The 21042-nt window shown below is 42.4% G+C and carries 15 protein-coding genes; all 15 read left to right on the forward strand.

Annotated elements, in window-relative coordinates; translation table 11 throughout:
* The first annotated feature begins 138 nt into the window (after nt 1-138).
* The 15 genes from rnc (at nt 139) to ACTHRG_RS01420 (ending at nt 20927) form a co-directional block, all read left to right on the forward strand.
* On the forward strand, nt 139-879 hold the full coding sequence (gene rnc / locus ACTHRG_RS01350; RefSeq protein WP_076255722.1) for a ribonuclease III: 741 nt from the start codon (nt 139-141) through the stop codon (nt 877-879).
* Between the two features lie 60 nt (nt 880-939).
* Nucleotides 940-4506 carry a chromosome segregation protein SMC gene (gene smc, locus ACTHRG_RS01355; RefSeq protein ID WP_076255724.1) on the forward strand — a complete coding sequence of 1189 codons (3567 nt, stop codon included), beginning with the start codon at nt 940-942 and terminating at the stop codon, nt 4504-4506.
* A 69-nt stretch (nt 4507-4575) separates the two neighbouring features.
* Nucleotides 4576-5577 carry a signal recognition particle-docking protein FtsY gene (gene ftsY, locus ACTHRG_RS01360; RefSeq protein ID WP_076255726.1) on the forward strand — a complete coding sequence of 334 codons (1002 nt, stop codon included), beginning with the start codon at nt 4576-4578 and terminating at the stop codon, nt 5575-5577.
* 305 nt (nt 5578-5882) lie between these two features.
* Complete coding sequence (locus tag ACTHRG_RS01365) at nt 5883-8258, forward strand: hypothetical protein (RefSeq protein WP_440230434.1); 2376 nt, start codon at nt 5883-5885, stop codon at nt 8256-8258.
* A complete protein-coding gene (locus tag ACTHRG_RS01370; RefSeq protein WP_076255730.1) occupies nt 8255-9190 on the forward strand; it encodes an ABC transporter ATP-binding protein in 936 nt (311 codons plus the stop codon). The genes ACTHRG_RS01365 and ACTHRG_RS01370 overlap by 4 nt, the downstream gene beginning before the upstream one ends.
* Nucleotides 9187-10035: an ABC transporter permease gene (locus ACTHRG_RS01375; protein ID WP_076255733.1), complete on the forward strand. Its 849-nt coding sequence runs from the start codon at nt 9187-9189 to the stop codon at nt 10033-10035. The genes ACTHRG_RS01370 and ACTHRG_RS01375 overlap by 4 nt, the downstream gene beginning before the upstream one ends.
* 397 nt (nt 10036-10432) lie before the next feature.
* On the forward strand, nt 10433-12043 hold the full coding sequence (locus ACTHRG_RS01380; RefSeq protein WP_076255735.1) for a hypothetical protein: 1611 nt from the start codon (nt 10433-10435) through the stop codon (nt 12041-12043).
* A 5-nt stretch (nt 12044-12048) separates the two neighbouring features.
* Nucleotides 12049-13053 (forward strand): AAA family ATPase, encoded by a 1005-nt coding sequence (locus ACTHRG_RS01385; protein WP_440230435.1) that lies wholly within the window; start codon nt 12049-12051, stop codon nt 13051-13053.
* The gene (locus ACTHRG_RS01390) at nt 13053-13919 is read left to right on the forward strand and encodes a DUF58 domain-containing protein (RefSeq protein ID WP_076255740.1); all 867 of its coding nucleotides are present in this window, start codon (nt 13053-13055) and stop codon (nt 13917-13919) included. The genes ACTHRG_RS01385 and ACTHRG_RS01390 overlap by 1 nt, the downstream gene beginning before the upstream one ends.
* 7 nt (nt 13920-13926) lie before the next feature.
* Nucleotides 13927-15699 (forward strand): vWA domain-containing protein, encoded by a 1773-nt coding sequence (locus ACTHRG_RS01395; RefSeq protein WP_076255742.1) that lies wholly within the window; start codon nt 13927-13929, stop codon nt 15697-15699.
* Nucleotides 15683-18460, forward strand: coding sequence for a VWA domain-containing protein (locus tag ACTHRG_RS01400; protein ID WP_076255743.1), 2778 nt, complete (start codon nt 15683-15685; stop codon nt 18458-18460). The genes ACTHRG_RS01395 and ACTHRG_RS01400 overlap by 17 nt, the downstream gene beginning before the upstream one ends.
* A 144-nt stretch (nt 18461-18604) precedes the next feature.
* Nucleotides 18605-18937, forward strand: coding sequence for a putative DNA-binding protein (locus ACTHRG_RS01405; RefSeq protein WP_076255745.1), 333 nt, complete (start codon nt 18605-18607; stop codon nt 18935-18937).
* A gap of 12 nt (nt 18938-18949) precedes the next feature.
* A complete protein-coding gene (gene ffh / locus ACTHRG_RS01410; RefSeq protein ID WP_035328920.1) occupies nt 18950-20302 on the forward strand; it encodes a signal recognition particle protein in 1353 nt (450 codons plus the stop codon).
* Between the two features lie 110 nt (nt 20303-20412).
* Nucleotides 20413-20685 (forward strand): 30S ribosomal protein S16, encoded by a 273-nt coding sequence (rpsP, locus tag ACTHRG_RS01415; protein WP_009330784.1) that lies wholly within the window; start codon nt 20413-20415, stop codon nt 20683-20685.
* Nucleotides 20686-20696: 11 nt separating this feature from the next.
* Nucleotides 20697-20927, forward strand: coding sequence for a KH domain-containing protein (locus ACTHRG_RS01420; protein WP_048009045.1), 231 nt, complete (start codon nt 20697-20699; stop codon nt 20925-20927).
* The last annotated feature ends 115 nt before the right edge of the window (nt 20928-21042 follow it).

The raw sequence follows: 21042 nt of genomic DNA on the forward strand, positions 1-21042 counted from the left end.
GGAGGCTCACCGCCCGCCCCGCGGAAAGCGAGTACCTGTAGCGGAAATCAACGGGCATAGTTCAAAACTAAAAACTCAATATTTTTGAAATGAGCCTATTATTAAAAAGAATATTAATTTTAGCAAGGTGGATGCAATATGCGCAGCAATAAAGATAAAGAAAGAAAATCATTTCGCGCAATCGAAAAACAATTTAAAGAATTCCAGACGGAAATCGGAATTCACTTTGAAAATGAAAAATTACTAAAACAAGCTTTTACCCATTCATCCTATGTGAATGAGCACCGGAGAAAGCCTTATGAAGACAATGAAAGACTGGAATTCCTGGGGGATGCCGTCCTCGAATTGACTGTTTCAAAATTCCTTTACCTTAAATATCCGATGATGAGCGAGGGTGAATTAACAAAGCTGAGGGCTGCGGTTGTCTGTGAACCATCCCTGGTCTCATTTGCCCACGAATTGTCATTTGGCAGCCTGGTGCTCCTTGGTAAAGGGGAGGAAATGACAGGAGGAAGAACCCGTCCAGCCCTGCTTGCAGATGTATTTGAAGCCTTTATAGGTGCATTGTACCTGGATAAAGGATTAGATACAGTTGTCGGTTTTTTGGAAAAAGTTATTTTTCCAAAGATTGATTCAGGTGCTTTTTCGCATGTGATGGATTTTAAAAGCCAGCTGCAGGAGCTTGTGCAGCGGGATGGTGCAGGTGCAATTGAATATAAAATCCTTCAGGAAAAGGGGCCTGCCCACAATCGTGAATTTGTTTCCACTGTTTCTCTAAATAGCAGGGAACTTGGGACAGGCACTGGCCGGTCAAAGAAAGAAGCCGAACAGCATGCGGCCCAAATGGCTCTTGAGGTATTAAAAAATCATATAAAGTGAAACATTTTCTAACTCTGACATCAAAGAGCAGAAACATGAGGAGACAGAGGGGGACCAAGGTTGTTTTTAAAAAGGCTTGATGTTATTGGATTTAAGTCGTTTGCTGAGCGGATAACGGTTGATTTTGTTCCAGGCGTCACAGCAGTTGTCGGTCCGAATGGAAGCGGGAAAAGCAATATTACTGATGCCATCCGCTGGGTATTAGGTGAACAATCAGCTAAGTCCCTTCGCGGTGCGAAAATGGAGGATGTCATTTTTGCGGGCAGTGATTCCCGGAGAGCACAGAATTTTGCAGAGGTGACACTGACGCTTGATAATGCCGATCAGGGTCTGCCGATCGACTATAGCGAAGTCAGTGTTACCAGAAGGGTCTACCGATCCGGAGACAGTGAATACCTGATCAATAAGCAAACATGCAGACTTAAAGATATTGTAGATTTATTTATGGATTCAGGCCTTGGCAGGGAAGCTTTTTCAATCATAAGCCAGGGCAGAGTTGAAGAAATTCTAAACAGCAAAGCTGAAGAACGCCGGACTATATTTGAAGAAGCGGCTGGCGTACTTAAATACAAGACAAGAAAGAAAAAGGCGGAAGGCAAGCTATCTGAAACCCAGGATAACTTAAACAGGGTGAATGATATTCTTCATGAACTGGAAACCCAGGTAGAGCCTTTAAAAATACAGGCCTCAATCGCAAAAGATTATCTGCAGCAGAAAGAAGAGCTGGAGAAAATAGAGGTTGCCCTTACCGTTTATGAGATCGAGGACCTGCATTCAAAATGGGAGCAGCTTTCACGTCAGCTCGAGCTGCATACCGAAGATGAAATGAAACTCTCTGCCGTTATCCAAAACAAAGAAGCGAAAGTGGAAGAGTTAAAGGATCATATTGCTGCAATTGATGAATCAGTCAATGATCTGCAGGATGTCCTCCTTCATGCCAGTGAAGAGCTGGAAAAACTGGAAGGCAGAAAAGAAGTGCTCAAAGAGCGAAAGAAAAATGCCACCCAGAATAAAGACCAGCTTCATAGAAATATGAAAGAACTTACCATGAAGATTGCTGAGTTAAAAGAGCAGAAAGAAAAGCACTCGGCTCTCAGGGGAAAAGTGAAGGCAGAAGCTGTTAAGCTTCAAAAAGCATTAAAGGAAAAGCAGGAGCAGCTCAAACTATTCAGTGAAAATACAGAAGAAAAAATAGAGTCACTGAAAAGTGATTATATTGAAGTGCTGAACAGCCAGGCAGCTTCAAGGAATGAATTGCAGAATATTGATCAGCAGCTGAGTCAGCAGGGGCAGCGCAGTTCAAGGCTTGAAATGGATAATGAAAAATATATTGCTGACCGCAAGAAAAATGAAGAGAAAAAACAAAAGATACAATCCAATCTTGAAAACCTGCAAAAGGAATTAGAAAATCAAGTTCATTTATTCCGTAATGAAGACCGCAAGCTTGAATCATTAAAGAATAATTATCAAAAGCAGGAAAAAACCTTGTATCAGGCTTATCAATATTTGCAGCAGGCGAAATCCCGCCAGGAAATGCTTGAAGAAATGGAAGAGGATTTTTCGGGTTTTTTCCAAGGAGTAAAAGAAGTATTGAAAGCAAGAGGCAGCAAGCTGCAGGGAATAGAAGGAGCCGTAGCGGAATTAATTCAGGTGCCAAAAGAGTACGAAACTGCGATTGAAACAGCTCTCGGCGGTGCCATGCAGCATATCATTGTACAGGATGAACAGGACGGAAGAAGTGCCATCCAATTCCTGAAGAAGAATTCATACGGCAGAGCCACATTCCTGCCTTTAAGTGTAATTAAGGGGAAGAAGCTGAATACCATGCAAATGCAGTCGGTTCAAGCCCACCCTGCCTTTATTGGTGAAGCTGCTTCACTGATAGAATTTGAAGAGAGGCACCAGCCTGCTATCGAGAGCTTGCTTGGCAATGTGGTTATTGCCCGGGATCTTAAAGGTGCCAATGAACTTGCGAAGCTGCTTCAATACCGTGTGAGGCTCGTAACAATTGACGGAGATGTGGTTAATCCCGGCGGATCCATGACCGGTGGAGCTGTGAAACAAAAAAGTACTTCAATTCTTTCCCGTAAAGGTGAACTTGAAGAGCTGAAGTCCAGAATAAAGGATATGGAATCCAAAACAGCAAATCTCGAAAAGCAAGTAAAACTGCAAAAAAGTGAAATTCAAAAACAGGATTTACGCATTGAACAGCTTAGAAAAACAGGCGAAGAGCTTCGTTTGATGGAACAGAAGGTAAAAGGAGAACTTTTAGAAGCAGAGTTTGAAGAGAAAAGCATTAATGAGCGTCTATCCCTTTATGATATGGACAAAGCACAGTTTTCGCAAGATATAGAGAGACTGCTGGCAAGAAAAAGCGAGCTTTCAGTTTTATTGGAACAGCAGCAAAAGCAAATCACTAATCTTGATCAGGAGATCAAAGCATTAACAGAAAGAAAAAACACCCAGCAGACTTCAAAGGAAACTGTAGTATCTGAAATTAATGAGCTGAAAATTAGCTTCGCTTCCAAAAGTGAGCAGCTGAACCATGCTGAGGACAAGCTGGCCGCTATAAATTCTGAGCTTGCTGTTACCCAGGATAAGCTGAAAACCATTAAAGAAGATTTAGAATTGCTTTCATCCGAAATGACAAACAGCTCTTCAGGTGAACAGCATCTGGAAGAAGCAGCACAGCGAAAACTGAGGGAAAAGAATGAAACGCTTGAACTAATTGCTTCAAGAAGGAATGAGCGATTAAAACTCCAAGCATCTTTAGAGGACCTTGAGCTTGAGGCGAAAGAATTAAAACGTCAGCATAAAGGCCTTATAGAAGTGCTGAAAGATGAGGAAGTTAAACAGAACAGGCTGGATGTTGAGCTTGAGAATAGGCTGAATCATTTAAGGGAAGAATACCTGCTGTCTTTTGAAGCGGCTAAAGAAGAATACCCGCTGCAAATTGAAATTGAGGAAGCGCGAAAAAGAGTAAAACTTATAAAGCTGGCTATCGAGGAACTTGGTGCAGTAAATCTCGGGGCAATAGAGGAATATGAAAGAGTATCGGAACGCTTTGAATTCCTGCTTGAGCAAAAAACAGACCTTCAGGAAGCAAAAGATACATTATTCCAGGTAATTGATGAAATGGATGTAGAAATGAAAAGGCGATTTGAAGAAACATTTGAAGGGATCCGTTTTCATTTTGAGTCGGTTTTCCAATCTTTATTCGGCGGCGGCAGAGCGGATTTACGCTTGACCCAGCCTGAAGATTTATTGAATACAGGTGTGGAAATTGTCGCACAGCCGCCAGGCAAGAAATTGCAGAACCTCGGATTATTATCTGGGGGAGAAAGAGCACTTACAGCCATTGCTTTACTGTTTTCCATTTTGAAAGTACGGCCTGTTCCATTCTGTATTCTTGATGAAGTTGAGGCTGCTTTGGATGAAGCGAATGTCCAAAGGTTCAGCCAATACTTAAAAAGATACAGTGCAGAAACCCAGTTCATCGTTATCACCCACAGAAAAGGAACAATGGAAGAAGCAGATGTCCTTTACGGTGTGACCATGCAGGAATCCGGTGTCTCCAAACTGGTATCTGTGCGTCTGGAAGAAAGCAGAGAATTAATTACTCAATAGCAGGCTTAGTGCGGAACCGCGTGAAGCATTGTTCCGCACTTATACATATTGGATTAAGGAAGTGAAAACATGAGTTTCTTTAAAAAACTAAAAGAAAAAATCACAATGCAGACAGATAGTGTTACTGAAAAGTTTAAAGACGGATTAACCAAAACCCGCGATAATTTTTCAAATAAGGTAAATGACCTTGTTTCAAGATACCGGAAAGTGGATGAGGAATTTTTCGAGGAACTGGAAGAAATCTTAATTGGGGCGGATGTAGGTTTTGACACTGTCATGGAACTGGTGGATGAGCTGAGAAGAGAAGTAAAGCGCAAGAATATTCAGGATCCGCGCGAAGTTCAGGCAGTAATATCCGAGAAGCTTGTAGACATTTATGACAGCGCAGGCGAAACTTCTACAGAAATAAATATACAGACCGATGGACTTACGGTTATCCTGTTTGTTGGTGTTAACGGTGTAGGAAAAACAACGACAATCGGAAAACTTGCCCATAAGTTCAAAAGTGAAGGGAAAAATGTCCTTCTTGCAGCAGGTGATACTTTCCGTGCAGGAGCGATTGAACAGCTTGAGGTGTGGGGCGAACGTGTCGGAGTTGATGTCATTAAGCAGGGAGCCGGTTCTGATCCTGCAGCTGTCATGTATGATGCTGTTCAGTCTGCAAAGTCGCGCAAGGCCGATATTTTAATCTGTGATACAGCGGGACGTCTCCAAAATAAAGTTAATTTGATGAAAGAATTGGAAAAGGTAAAGCGTGTAATTGAAAGAGAAGTACCTGGTGCCCCGCACGAGGTATTGCTTGTTCTTGACGCTACTACCGGACAAAACGCCATGATTCAGGCTAAAACCTTCAAGGAAGCAACAGATGTTTCCGGTATTGTTCTTACAAAGCTGGATGGTACTGCAAAAGGCGGCATCGTACTGGCAATCAGAAATGAGCTGGAAATACCTGTGAAATTCGTAGGTTTAGGTGAAAAAATGGATGACCTGCAGGAATTTAATGCAGAACAATATGTCTATGGACTCTTTGCCGACATAGTTGAAAAAGAAGCAGAAGAAGAGGAAGAATAAAAATATTACTGATCAAACAGCCTGAGAATTCGTTCTCAGGCTGTTTTTTATATTATAGAAATAGAATGAAAATAAAAAATAGTTTAAAAAGTGCGATTTATAGTGTAAAATTACACTATAATACTGCTGTTCTTCATCAAGATTAACCTGTAAAACAAATTATTTTAATATCCTCAGGAACTTTTTGTCATTAAGCTGCGTCTATACAATGGAAGAAGTTATCAGGCTGGCAATAATTTATAGTTATAAAAGCTGCCTATAAATATAAAAAGCTAATATTTACGATATTTAAAGGGGAGATTGGGTTGCACGGTAAATTAAAAGTAATCATTATGGTTTTATTCTGCTTTGTATTAATGTTTCATCCATTCCAATCAGCAGAAGCTGCCGGTACAGGCATTAAAGTTACTCTCGATGAGGGCTTTGGCGGAAAAGTAAAAAGAGGAGAGGGATTTCCCCTGCGTATAAAGATGGAAAACTCAGGTGAATCATTTAGCGGTGATTTGCTGATAAGTTACCATCCATCCTACAATACCAGTGGTGCGGTTTCTGTAAAAGTAGAGCTGCCTGCCGGAACAGCTAAGGAGTATCTGGTTTCCATACCTGGAATGACGGAGGACCACCCCTCCATGTATCAGAACATTCCATTGCTGACTCTTTATGAAGGAGATTGGGAAGACGGAAAAAAAGTTAGTTTTAAAGGAGAAAATACACTAAAACCTAAATTTATAGATATGGCTACTGAAGTAATTGGAGTTCTAAGTGAAAACTATGACCGTGTAAAAGAGCTTCGGACACTTCCTTCTAAATCGCTGCTTGAACTTAAAGGGGAAGATTTGCCGGATGATGCAACAGGTCTGGAGACACTCGATTACTTGCTTATTGATGAATTTAAGGTTTCCCAGCTTAGTGAAAAACAGCAAAAAGCTATAAGGGACTGGATATTCAGTGGTGGAACACTGATTGCCGGAGGAGGACCAGATGCAAGCGGCTCCTATGGAAATTTATATTCACTTCTGCCGATGAAATCAGAAAATGAGGCATCCGCCCCAGTCAAATTCCTGCAGCCGGCAAAGGGAGATGAGCCAAAATTTGATGAGCTCAACTTCTTCACTGGTCCGGTTGATAAGAGTGCAGAAGTTATTGCAAAAAGCGGCGATCTCCCTGCAGCGTTGAAAAAGGAGTATGGAAGCGGGACAATTTTACAGACAGCTTTTTCACTTGGGGATGAGCCTTTATCTTCATGGCAGGGATATGATACATGGTTTGAAGACTATATGAAACAGGCATCAGGTTCAGGCATTGGATCGAGCCCCTATTCACAGGATTATCTCGACCAGCTTTATTGGGAATTTGCAGAAATAAATGAATTCTTTCCTGCATCCAATTTTTCAGTCGGACAGCTTATAGGACTTTTTGCCGGTTATATTATTCTAATAGTGCCTGTGCTTTATTTTGTGTTAAGAAAGCTTGATAAACGGGAGCATTCCTGGTGGATCATTCCTTCTATAGCCATTTTAATGGGGGCAGCTGTCTTTGGAATGGGGGCAAAAGACAGAATTTCTCAGCCGCAGCTGAACCAGATGGGGATATATAAAGTGAATAACAATCTGCTTACCGGTTATCAGGCTTCAACCCTGCTGTCAAATAAAAGCGGTGAATACATCCTCTCAATGCCAAAAGGTGAATATAATGCTGTGGTTTATTCAAACAATTCCACGTCATCTGACCCGCTTAGAGGCGGAATCTTGGCTGAAAGAGTAAAAAACAATGAGATAATTTTCCCGGAGGTAGAATATTGGTCATCCAAAACCATTTACGGAAAAGCTCAAACAGAAATAAATGGGAAATTGACTGCAGATATCACCCTTAAAGAAAAAAGATTAACAGGAACAATCCAAAACCAAAGTGACTTTGATTTTGAAGAATTATATATTTGGTCAGGAAATGAAGCAATTAAACTGGGTTCAATCAAAAAAGGTGAGACCATTAAAGTAGATAAAGCCACAAAACAGTCCCTTCTGAGCAGACCGTACGGAGGAGCATTTAATGGAGGAAATCCGGCCAATAGCCAAAATGATATTAATAAATTGAGAAGAGAAAAGCTTCAATATGCTTCCAATACATTTCTGCTGGGAGATCTTGCACAGCCAGTCCTTGCAGGAATTACAAGAGAATCTGTCATTGATGTAACCATGAAAGGGAAGAAAGCAAAACAGAATAACACCAATCTGATTATTCAGCCATTTGAGGCCAAAAATGAGTTTTCCGGCGAATTTACATTGAAGGATGGCATGATGGCAGCTGATTGGAATGTGATTAAGGGACAGATTTATGAAAAAGGCATGGATAGCACGAGTGGTGAAATGATGCTCGAAGATGGAGAATATGAATATTCTCTAAGCCTTCCGAAGCAGCTTAAGGAGAAAACCTATAAACTGGAAGAAATTTCGGTAAGGATTAATAGCCAAAACGTACAGTATTCATTAAAAAACCATAAAACAGGTGAATGGCTGCCGATTGAACCCGATCAAAGGAGCTTAAAGCTGACAAGTAAAGATGACTTGTCACAGTATGTCTCAAAAGAGGGGCAATTTATTTTAAAGCTTATTAAATCTTCACAGGGAGATCCATTCGTTCCATTGCCGGCTGTAACAATAAAAGGGGAGGTGGCGAAATGATCGAAATAATAGATTTAACGAAACAATATGGAAAATTCACAGCACTTGATTCCTTAAATCTTACTATTGAAAAAGGCAGTGTCTTTGGTTTTGTCGGACAGAATGGTGCAGGAAAATCCACAACCTTTTCCATTTTGGCAACACTGCTTGCCCCAACTTCGGGATCGGCTTATGTAAACGGGTTTGATGTGCAAAAGGAGCCAAAGCTCGTACGAAAGCAAATTGGCTATATGCCGGACTTCTTCGGGGTTTATGATCAGCTTAAGGCTGATGAGTACCTTCACTTCTACGGTGCAAGTTACGGTATTCCATTCGCAGAACGCGAGAAGCTGATTCCCCAGCTGCTGGACCTTGTCAACTTGTCACATAAAAGAGATTCATATGTGGACCTTCTATCGAGAGGGATGAAACAGCGTCTATGCCTGGCAAGATGCCTGATTCATGACCCTGAAGTGCTGATTCTGGATGAACCTGCATCAGGACTTGACCCGCGGGCAAGGGTAGAAATGAGGGAAATATTAAAAGAATTGAAAAGTATGGGCAAGACGATTTTAATATCTTCACATATTCTGCCTGAGCTTGCAGAAATGTGCGATACCATCGGCATTATTGATCAGGGTAAACTTGTGGCTCAGGGGTCTGTTGCTGATATCCAGTCGCAGCTTAGAGGAGAAAGGCTGATTCTTGTAAAAGTTCATGGAAATGCTGAAAATGCCATCTCCTTTTTCGAAGATGATCCAAATATTTTTAAATTATCTTTGCTGGAGGACGGGTTATCTTTTCGGTTTATTTATAAAGGGACGCCTGAACAGCAAACAGAACTTCTTAAAAGAGCCATATTAAGTAATCTGGCCATCACCAGCTTTGCAGAAGCGGAAACAGATCTGGAAGATGTCTTTATGGAAATTACAAAGGGAGTTGAGCTGACATGAAGAATTTAGTCGTAAATCCTGTACTGAATAAAGAATTTAAGCTCCGCTTCCGAAGCTTTAAAAGTTACCTTGGGGTCCTATTTTACCTCTTGGCATTAGGGCTTATCATTGTTGGATTCATTTTTATTGAATCACTGTCAAACAACATGCAGGGCTTTTTTAAACCGGAACAGAGCCGGACAATGTTTATGGTTTTATCTATATTGCAGCTATGCCTGATTCTATTTATTACCCCTGGATTAACAGCAGGCGTTATCAGCAGTGAAAGAGAGAGGCAGACCTTAAATATCATGCTCACGACGACTCAAAGCTCCTCAAGCATAATATTAAGCAAGCTGATCTCTTCCATTTCATATTTAATTCTGCTGATTGCGGCAAGTTTGCCTCTTTATAGCTTTGTGTTTTTATTTGGAGGTATTTCTCCAGGCCAGCTGCTTACGACAATGGGATTTTATTTGTTTACAATCGTGGTTTTCGGAAGCATTGGGGTCTTATTTTCAACGCTAATCAGAAAAACCATTGTCTCGATGGTTACCACCTATGGGGTTACTTTATTCTTAGCAGGCGGAACGGCTTTCCTTGCTTTAATTTTTATGCAATTAACAAATGCATATGGGTATACTGGAACTCAGCCGACGAATCCGCTGGCATATTTCCCGGCTATGCTCAATCCGGTCATTATTCTGATGAGTACCTTTGAGCCGGAAATGACCAATGAAATTACAAGATCAACAGGCATTGAATTTCCTTTGTGGATTTCATACTTAATTTCATATACTTTGATTTTCATTGGAGCTGTGCTGCTTAGCATTAAAAAACTCCGTCCCAATATGAAAAAAGGTTAGCAGTTTATCGCAGTCTAACGGGCAGTAAGACCCCCACTTCAAGACTAAAAGGAATCAAAGGAGGAAAAGTGAGTCAAACTGCCCAATCCAGCTGCGGCTCCTAGGGGCTCGAGGTCATAAGCCAATCAGCTGATGGGAAGAAAAGCACTTCCCGCCATCTGCTCGTCTTATGCTTGTCACCCCTAGGCAAGTCGCCTCGCTTTATAATGTAAAGGCCCGAAAGAAGGACAAAGACTAAGAACGCCACGTCCTCCCAAAAGCTACCGCTTTCGGTCGTGCGATGCTCATGCTGACGAAGCCTTCCTTGTCCTGTGGGCCTCAACTAACAATCAGTGGGGGATAAAGCCCCCCACTGATTGAAGTTTCACTTTATTCGGGCAAATCCCAGGAGAGGGAATTGCCCGAAATTTATAATAAGGGAATGATATCGGTGGAAGACCGCAATCAATATCTTAAACTCTTAAAACCGGTAAAAAGACAGCTCCTCATTCAGCTGATCGTTAAGGAATTTCAGGTATTCCTTTTAGCAGCCGCTGTCTTGGCCCTGTGTCTTATGGTTTTAGCAAGAATTTTCGTAATCCCCTACCTGCAAAACTATTTCCTGCTGATTATATTGCTCTCAGCTTTTGTCGCTGCTTTTCGGATTTGGAAGAAGCGGCCTGACATAATGCAGGCGGCTTCATTATATAACGGGTTTGTAGCGGAAGACAGGGTTATTACAGCCCATTCTTTCCTTTTGGATGATGCTGTTCTGGCAAGATTGCAGCTTGCAGATGCAGTAAAGCATATGAAAAAGGTACACCATCAGGTTTTAGGCAGGAAGAAGGCTTTCATCCACCCTATACCTGTTTTATTGTGTTTGGCTTTTCTAGGCCTGGCAGTACTTTTATACATGATTCCGGGAGATAAAATGGAATTGGCTCAAAAATGGGAGAAGGAAAACAAGTTAGTGGAAGCAGCAAAAGAGGAACTTGAGAAAAAAGCTGAAAAAGAAAAGAATCCTGAAGTAAAAAAAGCATTAGAGAAAGCGAAAGAGAAGATTGCAGAAAAAAAGTCTGCTGAGGAAGCTTTGAAGGAGCTTGCGAAACAAACAAAAAGTCTGGAATTAAAGGCGATCAAAGAAAAAGAAAAATCCCTGAGCCTGGAAAACATGAAAAACACCCTTGATAATAGCGGTTTAAAGCAATTAAGCCGAATGCTGGAGGAGAAAGATCTGGCTTCTTTCCGGGAAGAATTAGCAAAACTTGAGAAGGAGAAGAAAGAACTTACTGAAGAACAAAGCAATGCATTGAAACAGCTTACCGGCAGTGAGGGGCAGCTGTCTGAAGAGGAACTGTCAAAACTTATTGAACAGCTCGAGAACCTATTGCAATCAGAAGAGCTCATAAAACAGCTGGCAGCAGCTCAAAAAGCTCTTCAGAGTTCAGGTCTTTCATTACAGCAGCAAATGGCTGCCAATGGACTGACGCCGGGACAGCTTGCATTTTCACCTCCCGGGCAGCCGGGTAGCCAGGTAAATAATCCTAATTCATCGCCGTCTTCGCAGCAGAATAATCCAAATCCGCAAAATAATCAAAATCAGCCTGGCAATAGCCCAAACAACGGAAATGGCAGCAGCTCCGGAAGTGGTTCAGGCAGCGGCTCCGGAAGTGGTTCAGGATCTGGTTCAGGATCTGGTTCAGGCTCAGGCGCAGGGAGTGGTTCGGGCAGCGGTCTAGGTGGAGGTGCCGGACTTGGACAGGGATCCAGGGATCTGCTCACCATTCCATCCGGCATGGAAGGGAAGACGAATATTGAAAATGACAATGGCAGTCTTGGTCAAGGGACTCCAGGCCAGCAATTTGACGGGGAAGGTCCTGTATTAAAGGGAACGATCAGACCTTACAGTGAGGTATTTGGAAATTATGAGGCGTCATACAGGCAGAGCACCGACCGGTATAAGCTGCCGGCTGATTTAGAGGAAATCGTTAAAAATTATTTTACAAGTATAGATCCTGACAAGGAGTGACTTCAATGTCCGTAACACAGGAAAAAGAACAGCAATTCGCACAAGCAGCAGATATTATTGCAAGAGTGAGAGATGAAATTCAATCATTTATAGTAGGCCAGGAGGAAGTAGTCGAACAAGTATTATGGAGCATTTTCTCAGGAGGCCATGTTTTGCTTGAAGGTTTGCCTGGGCTTGGTAAAACGATGCTGATTAAGACTATTGCAGAAGTGCTGGACCTGAAATTTTCCCGTATTCAATTTACCCCTGATATTATGCCATCCGATATAACCGGAACGATGCTGCTTCAGCCTGATGAAGCAGGCAGGCAAACGTTCAGTTTTCATAAAGGGCCCATATTCGCCAACATCATCCTGGCAGATGAAATTAACAGGGCAACACCTAAAACACAAAGTGCCCTGCTTGAGGCAATGGGAGAAAAAACGGTTACCATTATGGGTGAAACCAAAAGAATGGAAAAGCCATTTTTTGTTCTTGCAACTCAAAACCCGATTGATATGGAAGGAACATATCCTCTGCCGGAGGCGCAAACCGACCGGTTTATCTGTAAGGTAAACGTAGCTTATCCGTCGCAGGAAGAATTAAAAGAAATTGCCCGGAGAACTACAGGTGTGCAAAATACTCATTTAAATAAAGCGGCCGGGCTAAATGATGTAGTTGCTCTTCAGGAACTCACAAGAGAAATCCTCGTATCAGAGGATATCCTTGATTATGCTGTTTGGCTGATCACTGCCACACATCCGGGTTCAGAGGATGCGCCGGAAACAGTGAAAGAATACGTCCAATACGGGAGCGGTCCCCGCGGACTTCAGAGTCTGATAAATATGGCCAAGGCAAGAGCATTATGCTTAGGAAGGTTCCATGTTTCCATAGGCGACCTTAAAAATGTTGCCTATCCCGTTCTGCGCCATCGCCTCATTATAAACTTTGAAGGAGAAGCAGCGGGGATTACGACAGATTCGATTATTGAAGCTCTGATAAAAGAAAATTCCAGGGGAGCTAAGAGCTGATGAACAGCCATCAAATCCTTCTTGGAAAGCTGCAGAAGCGTAAAGTTGCTGTAAAGACAAGAAAAAGAGGGTTTCATTCAGGTTCCAGGCAATCCCATAAATTTGGATCTTCCATGGAATTTTCTGACTTCAGAGCATATCAGCCCGGAGACGATATCCGGCAAATAGATTGGAATGTCTATGGCAGAACACAAAAACATTATATTAAACGTTTCCTTGATGAGCAGGAACTGTCTATTGCTGTTTATCTGGATGCCACTTCATCAATGACCAAAATGGAAGCAAAATGGGAGTATGCCAAAGCGCTGGCTGCGGCTTTGAGCTTTATGATTCTTTCTGGTGAAGACCGGCTCCTGTTTTCACCTGTTTCTTCTGCTGGCTTACAGCCTATTAAAAGAAAAGGCTCTGTTTACAGCAGGCGAACATTCATGGAAATCCAGAAAATTGAACCTTCAGCTCTGTCCAATAACTTTCTGGGCAGCTTAAAAGACACTCTTTCAAGGCACCAGCAGCTTGCTGTAATAATAGCGGATGGTTTTGAACCGCTTCAGGAATGGGAAAGCCTGTTTAGGAAGCTAAGAGGGCTGAAACAGGAGTTCTGGCTATTTCAGGTGCAGGCTGAAGAAGAAATGACACCGTCATATTCTGGAGATGTAAAGTTAATTGATAGTGAAACAGGGACCGCTGTAAATGTGAGTATGAGTCCTGCCGTATTGGCCGAATATGAAAAGCGACTAAAAAAACATAATGAACAGCTTGAGATTTTATGCAAGCGGTATGGCGGCCAATATATCTTTGCTCCTGAAACAAGAGATCTTCAGACTGTTCTTTTCAGGGATCTGTATGCGAAGGGGCTGGTCAGGTGAGAACAACATGCAATTCTTAAATCCTGTTTATTTTATTTTATCCATTTTTATCGGAGCGTTTGTCTTATTTTATTTCTTTCGGAAGCAGTATGCGGAAAAGACCAATTCATCCAATTTGCTCTGGGAACAGGTGCTGAATGAATGGCAGGCTTCCCCCTGGCTGAAAAAGCTCCAGCAGAATCTGTTATTTTGGCTGCAATTATTGGCACTTGTATTATTGATGCTGGCCCTTGTGCGTCCATTTTGGCTTGAAGATTCTTTAAAAGGAGAACACATAATCATCATCATTGATCCATCCGCTTCTATGACAGCTGAAAGTGGAGGGAAAAGCCGTTTTGAGACCGCAAAAGAGGAAATGCTTGATCTGGCAGGCAAGCTTAATGGCCAGCAGGTAAGCTTAATTAAATCAGGAGAGAAAAATGAGATTCTCTTAAGCCGGGAAGATGATCTAAATGCTATTGGAAGAACCATTGAGGGGCTGGAGCCTACTTATGAACATGAGAATATGAAAAAAGCCGTTCTTTTGGCAGGCTCCTTATCTTCAGGAAAAGACACGGCTCTTCATATATTTTCAGATTCTGCTGGAAAGAAAGATTTAATGAAGGAATTGGCCGGTCTATATACTGTGGTACATAATATTGGAGAGAACGCGGGGAATGTGTCACTGCAGTCGTTTGGGACAGCGGCCGCCGGTGATGGTATTTCGGCGGCTGCAGTGATAGAAAACCAGTCTTCTGGAAGTATAGAGACAGGTTTTACAGTGAAATTTGAGGAAGAAATCCTGTTTGAACAGAATCTCTCATTAAAAGCTAATGAGGAGAAAACCGTCCAAATAAAAAATCTGCTGGAAAAACCTTACTACGAGGCAGCTATCTCTATTAGCGATGGGTATAGAGCGGATAATCATTCAGCTTCTATTTACACCGACCCGAAACCAAAGGTTTACACAATGGGAGATGTAAATCCATTTGCGGTGAAGGGATTTCAAACAATTGGAGCCGAATTGCTGCAGACAGATCCGGCTGCTCTCAAAGGTTTGGATATGAAAGGTGTCGTTGTGGCGGAAGGAAGCACTTTATCGGAACTCCCGGAGCTGCCGATGATCTTTTTTAATACAAGCAAAGATAAAGCAAAACTTGAAGAAGCAATTTCGGGGGATGAGGATCCTCTTTTTGAATATGCAAACTTTGAAAAGGTGTATATCAGTTCTGCCTCCTCCGCTCTGAAAGGAGAATGGGAGACTTTATTGAAAAGCGGGGATATTCCTTTAGTCCAAAGGGGAATGCATAATGGACAGCCAATTATTATCGTCAATTTTGATCTATCCGACACAGATTGGCCTCTCCTGCCAGGTTTTCCAATCTTTCTATATAACTCTTACCAGTGGCTATCTCAGCAATCAGATTTCCTCGGATATTTCAGCTCCGGAGAAGAAAGATGGATAAATATCGGCAATGGAACTGGAAGCTGGGAAATTTTCAATAATAAAGACGAAAATCTATTCTCTCTTGATCTAAACAAGGAAACCTTTAAAGCTCCTATTATCCCCGGAACTTACCAGGCTGTATCAGGTAATCAAGTTTATTTTTTTTCCGTCCTTCTGGATGAAAGGGAGAAAAGTGCAGGAACAGAAGAATCCTTCACACTGAACGCTAAATCATCTGAAAAAAGCAGCATGACCCAAAGACCTAATGAAAGTCTCTGGTTCTGGCTGGCGTTAATAGCTTTAATACTGATTGCTATCGAATGGGAGGTATATCGCCGTGGGCATAGAGGTTAAATATCCCTTCCTGTTTCTGCTCCTGATTCCTGCTGTCATTATCGTCTTTTTATTTATTCGAAATCACAGCGGAAAAGGAAATGAAAAATTTTGGATTGCCGGTTTGAGGCTGATCATTTTCTCATTGTTAATTATTGCACTGACCGTTCCCCAAGTGGTTCTTCCGGTAAAGGGACAGACCGTCATATTTCTTGCCGACCGTTCTGCAAGCATTGGCACAAATGAGGAAGCACTTGCCTGGATAGAAAACAGCACCAGCCACAGGAAAAATGACGACCAATTTGCAGTGGCTGCATTTGGGAAAAATGCAGTACTTGAACAGAATCTGGGCAGAAACCGTGAAGCTATAAACGAATTTAACGGGGTGGCTGAAGATTCTCAAACGAATCTGGAAGCAGGCCTGCAATTTGCCGCATCACTCATTCCGAGGGAGTCTTCCGGCAGAATTGTCCTGATGACGGACGGGAATGAAACGGAAGGAAAAAGCCTGGAAGCAGCAGCAGTTTTAAAAAATCGGAATATCGAGATTGACCATGTGCCATTAAAAACGGCAGCAGGAGACGATGTCTCAATCTCAGAATTAAATGTTCCTCCTTCACTATATTTAGGAGAAGAGGCTCCGATTACAATAGAAGTTACCAGCAACGCTGCCAAAGAAGCTGATATCAGGCTATCGGTAAATCATAAAGAAGTATTAAAGGAAACTGTTCATGTGAACGAAGGGAAAAATGTTTATACGTTTACCCACAAAGCGGATACCGCAGGGTTAACGGTATATAAAGCAGAGATAGCTGCAGACCGGGATGCCTACTCTGAAAACAATGCACTTCATTCAGTTGTGAATGTGAAGGGTACCCCTAAGATCCTAATCGTACAAGGAGAGGAAGCTGGCGATCTTGCAAATCTTTTAAAGGGTTCAGGCCTGGAGACAGACATCGTTATTCCAGAGAAGCTTCCGACCGTACTCTCAGGTTATTTGCAATATCAGTCGATTATTTTTAATAATGTCCCTGCAACTGTCATCTCAGAGCAGCAAATGATGCTGATGGAGAAGGCAGTGAAAGAATTCGGCACTGGTTTTATTATGTTTGGCGGTGAAGAAAGCTTCGGGCTGGGGGGCTATTTTAAAACTCCGATTGAGAAATTGCTACCGGTGGATATGGATATCAAAGGCAAGAAAGAAATGCCTTCCTTAGGTCTTGTGTTAGTTATGGACCGTTCTGGAAGCATGGCAGGAAATAAAATCGAATTGGCGAAAGAGGCGGCTGCCCGTTCAGTTGAACTGCTGCGTGAAGAAGATACACTCGGATTCATTGCATTTGATGACCGCCCATGGGAAATCCTTGAAACCAAGCCTCTCAAGGATAAGCAAAAGGCAATTGAAAAAATCAAATCCATTACACCGGGCGGGGGTACAGAAATCTTTACCTCTCTGGAACAGGCATACAGTGAGCTTGAAGATTTACAGCTGCAAAGAAAGCATATCATTTTGCTGACAGATGGCCAATCTGCCACAAATGGAGACTATGAGCTTTTAATTGAAAGCGGGAAAGAGAAGAATATCACTCTCTCAACTGTTGCACTTGGCCAGGATGCTGATAGAGGCCTGCTGGAAGAACTTGCGGGAATGGGATCTGGGCGTTTTTACGATGTTACAGACTCTTCCGTTATACCAAGCATTTTATCACGTGAAACCGTAATGGCCACGCGAACTTATATCGAGGACAAACCTTTTTACCCAAGTATCCAGCCTTACCCTGACTGGTCCTCTCTTTTTGAAAAAGGTGTGCCGGAAATGAATGCCTATATAGCTTCCACTGCTAAGCCGAGGGCACAGGTGCCGCTGTTAAGTGAAAAAAAAGACCCGATACTTGCTGAATGGCAATATGGAATGGGGTGGACAGCGGCCTTTACATCCGACATCTCAGGCAAGTGGTCGGGAGAATGGGCAAGCTGGGAAAAGTGGCCGGCCTTTATTAATCAGCTTGTTACTAAAACCCTGCCGCAGTATGAAAGTGAACCATATAGAGTCGATGTTGAGAACAAGGATGGTAATACAGTACTCAGCCTGGAGTCTGCGGCAAGTATTTCTTTGCCTATTGAGACATCAATCGTGTCAGAAACGGGTGAACAGATAGAAGCTAATATGAGGCTTACTGCGCCAGGTAAGTATGAGGCGCTGATGCCTGAAAGTGCGGGCATGTATTTTTTAAATATTAAACAGACAGATCATAATGGGAATGTTCAGGTTCATCAGACCGGTTTTACTATTCCCTACTCTGAGGAGTATTTGCAAAAGGGAACAAATAAAGAGCATTTGAAGTCACTCTCAAAAATGACTGGAGGCAAGGAGCTCGCGAGCGGAGATGAAGCATTCCGGCCGCTGAAAAAACCGGCAAGCACCAAACAGCCAATCAGCGAATGGCTTCTTCTCGCTGCATTCCTGTTCTTTTTTTCAGAAATCACAGTAAGGCGCTTTGGCCTAACGGGTCTTGCAGCGGGAATTTTGAAGAAAAACAGAAAAGTAAAAGAAAAGCCAGAAGCGCCTCTGAAGGTACCAAAACTTAAAGCATCCAGAAAAAAAACCTCTCCTTCCGAACAGGCAACTGTTAAACTTCAAGGTGATATTCCTGTCAAGGAAACACCGGAGAAAACAAAAGCAAAGAAGCCGAACCGTCCAAATCCAGCAGCAGAACTCTCGCCGAAAGAGAGAGAGGAGCGGATGAAAAGACTGCTGGATGCAAAAAACAGGAAAAAATAAGTGAAATCAGAGTTGAATGATGCCTTCAGGGTTCACCCGGAATTAGATACTGCCAACACTGTAAAGATATTTTCTTGACATGATGTAAAAATCTATGTAAACTTTACTTTGTAAAGGCTTTTCACTTAACAAGGGGGAATAGGGATGCTCGAAAAGACAACGAGGATGAACTACCTTTATGATTTCTATCAATCGTTGTTAACTCCTAAGCAGAGAAGCTATATGTCCCTTTACTACCTGGATGATTTTTCGCTTGGAGAGATTGCCGAGGAATATGAAGTTAGCCGGCAAGCGGTTTATGACAACATTAAGAGAACAGAGGCAATGCTTGAAGAGTATGAAGAAAAGCTACTATTATTTCATAAATTTCAAGAGCGCAGCAAGCTGATTGCAGAAATAAAAGAGATGCTTCAGGAAGGCTCCCCTTCCCGGGAGGCATTGGAAGAAGCAGTGGCAGAGCTTGAGAAATTAGATTAGGAGGCGGCATATATGGCATTTGAAGGATTGGCCGACCGACTGCAAAATACAATTCAGAAGATCCGCGGAAAAGGCAAAATTAATGAAGCGGATGTAAAAGAAATGATGCGTGAAGTCCGTCTCGCCCTTTTGGAAGCGGATGTTAACTTCAAAGTTGTCAAGGAGTTCGTCAAAAAAGTCAGTGAACGCGCTGTCGGGCAGGAAGTATTAAAGAGCCTGACGCCGGGACAGCAGGTAATAAAGGTTGTTAAAGAAGAATTAACGGAACTGATGGGCGGAGAGCAGAGTAAAATTGCTGTTTCCAATCGCCCGCCGACAGTCATTATGATGGTCGGTCTTCAGGGTGCCGGTAAAACGACTACAACCGGAAAGCTTGCGAACCTGCTCCGCAAAAAGTATAACCGCAATCCGATGCTGGTTGCTGCAGACATTTACCGCCCTGCGGCGATTAAACAGCTCGAAACGCTTGGCAAACAGCTGAATATGCCTGTCTTCTCCCTTGGCGATCAAGTCAGTCCTGTTGAAATTGCAAAACAGGCGATCGCAAAGGCAAAAGAGGATCATAATGATTATGTTCTAATCGATACAGCAGGAAGACTGCATGTGGATGAAGCTTTAATGGATGAGCTGAAGCAAATCAAAGAGCTTTCCAATCCAGATGAAATTTTCCTTGTTGTAGATGCCATGACTGGTCAAGATGCGGTTAATGTAGCACAAAGCTTCAATGATCTGCTGGGTCTTACAGGAGTAGTCCTGACAAAGCTGGATGGCGATACCCGAGGCGGAGCGGCTCTATCTATTAGATCCGTAACAAACACGCCGATTAAATTCGTCGGTCTGGGCGAAAAACTGGATGCCCTTGAAGCGTTCCATCCAGAAAGGATGGCATCCCGTATTTTAGGTATGGGGGATGTCTTATCCCTAATTGAAAAAGCACAGGCCAATGTGGATGAAGAAAAGGCAAAAGAGCTTGAGCAGAAGATGCGCACTGCTTCTTTCACATTTGATGACTTTTTGGATCAGCTTGGTCAGGTCCGCCAAATGGGACCTCTTGATGAGCTTCTGAAAATGATGCCTGGCGCCAACAAAATTAAAGGCTTGAATAATATGCAAATCGATGAGAAGCAAATCACTCACGTTGAAGCCATTATTAAGTCGATGACTAAGGAAGAGAAAACTCATCCGGAAATCATCAATTCAAGCCGCCGCAAACGGATTGCCAAGGGAAGCGGAAGAACCGTCCCTGAAGTTAACCGTCTGCTGAAGCAGTTTGAAGACATGAAAAAGATGATGAAGCAAATGGCAGGCATGCAGCAAAAAGGCAAGAAAAAAGGCGGATTCAAGCTTCCTTTTAACCCTTTTTAAGCCGCTATTTAAGCTTTTCATAACATGTAAAGAAAAAAACCTTTACAAACTAATTAACTATCTGATATTATACTATCTTGTGTGAAACTATTCGGAGGTGCTTATTTAAAATGGCAGTAAAAATTCGTTTAAAGCGTATGGGTGCTCATAAAAACCCTTTCTATCGTATCGTTGTAGCTGATTCTCGTTCTCCTCGTGACGGACGTTTCATTGAAACAGTAGGAACTTACAATCCGGTTGCTCAACCAGCGATCGTTGAAATCAATGAAGAGTTGGCTCTTAAATGGCTTCAGACAGGTGCTAAGCCATCTGATACAGTACGTAACCTTTTCTCTAAGCAAGGCATTATGGAAAAATTCCATAACGCTAAAAACGGTAAGTAATTCATTATAAGATGAAAGAGCTTATCGAAACGATTGTTAAGCCCCTTGTTGATTTTCCGGAAGATGTTCTAGTGAATGTCCAAGAAGAGGATCAGCGCGTAACCTATCAGCTTTCTGTCAACAAGAATGACATGGGGAAAGTAATTGGGAAGCAAGGGCGCGTTGCGAAAGCAATACGGACCGTTGTTTATGCAGCAGGTTCATCAGAACAAAAGAAGATCTTTTTAGAGATCATCGAATAATTATCCTGCAATGAGCAGGATGCAGCCAAAAAAGGAGGGGTTTCCCCTCCTTTTTTTACAATTTAAAAAAATAACATCGCCAACTAAGAACATGACAGCAGTGTCAGTAACGCCG

The sequence above is a fragment of the Cytobacillus sp. SAFR-174 genome (assembly GCF_051964675.1).
GTDB lineage: Bacteria > Bacillota > Bacilli > Bacillales > Cytobacillaceae > Cytobacillus.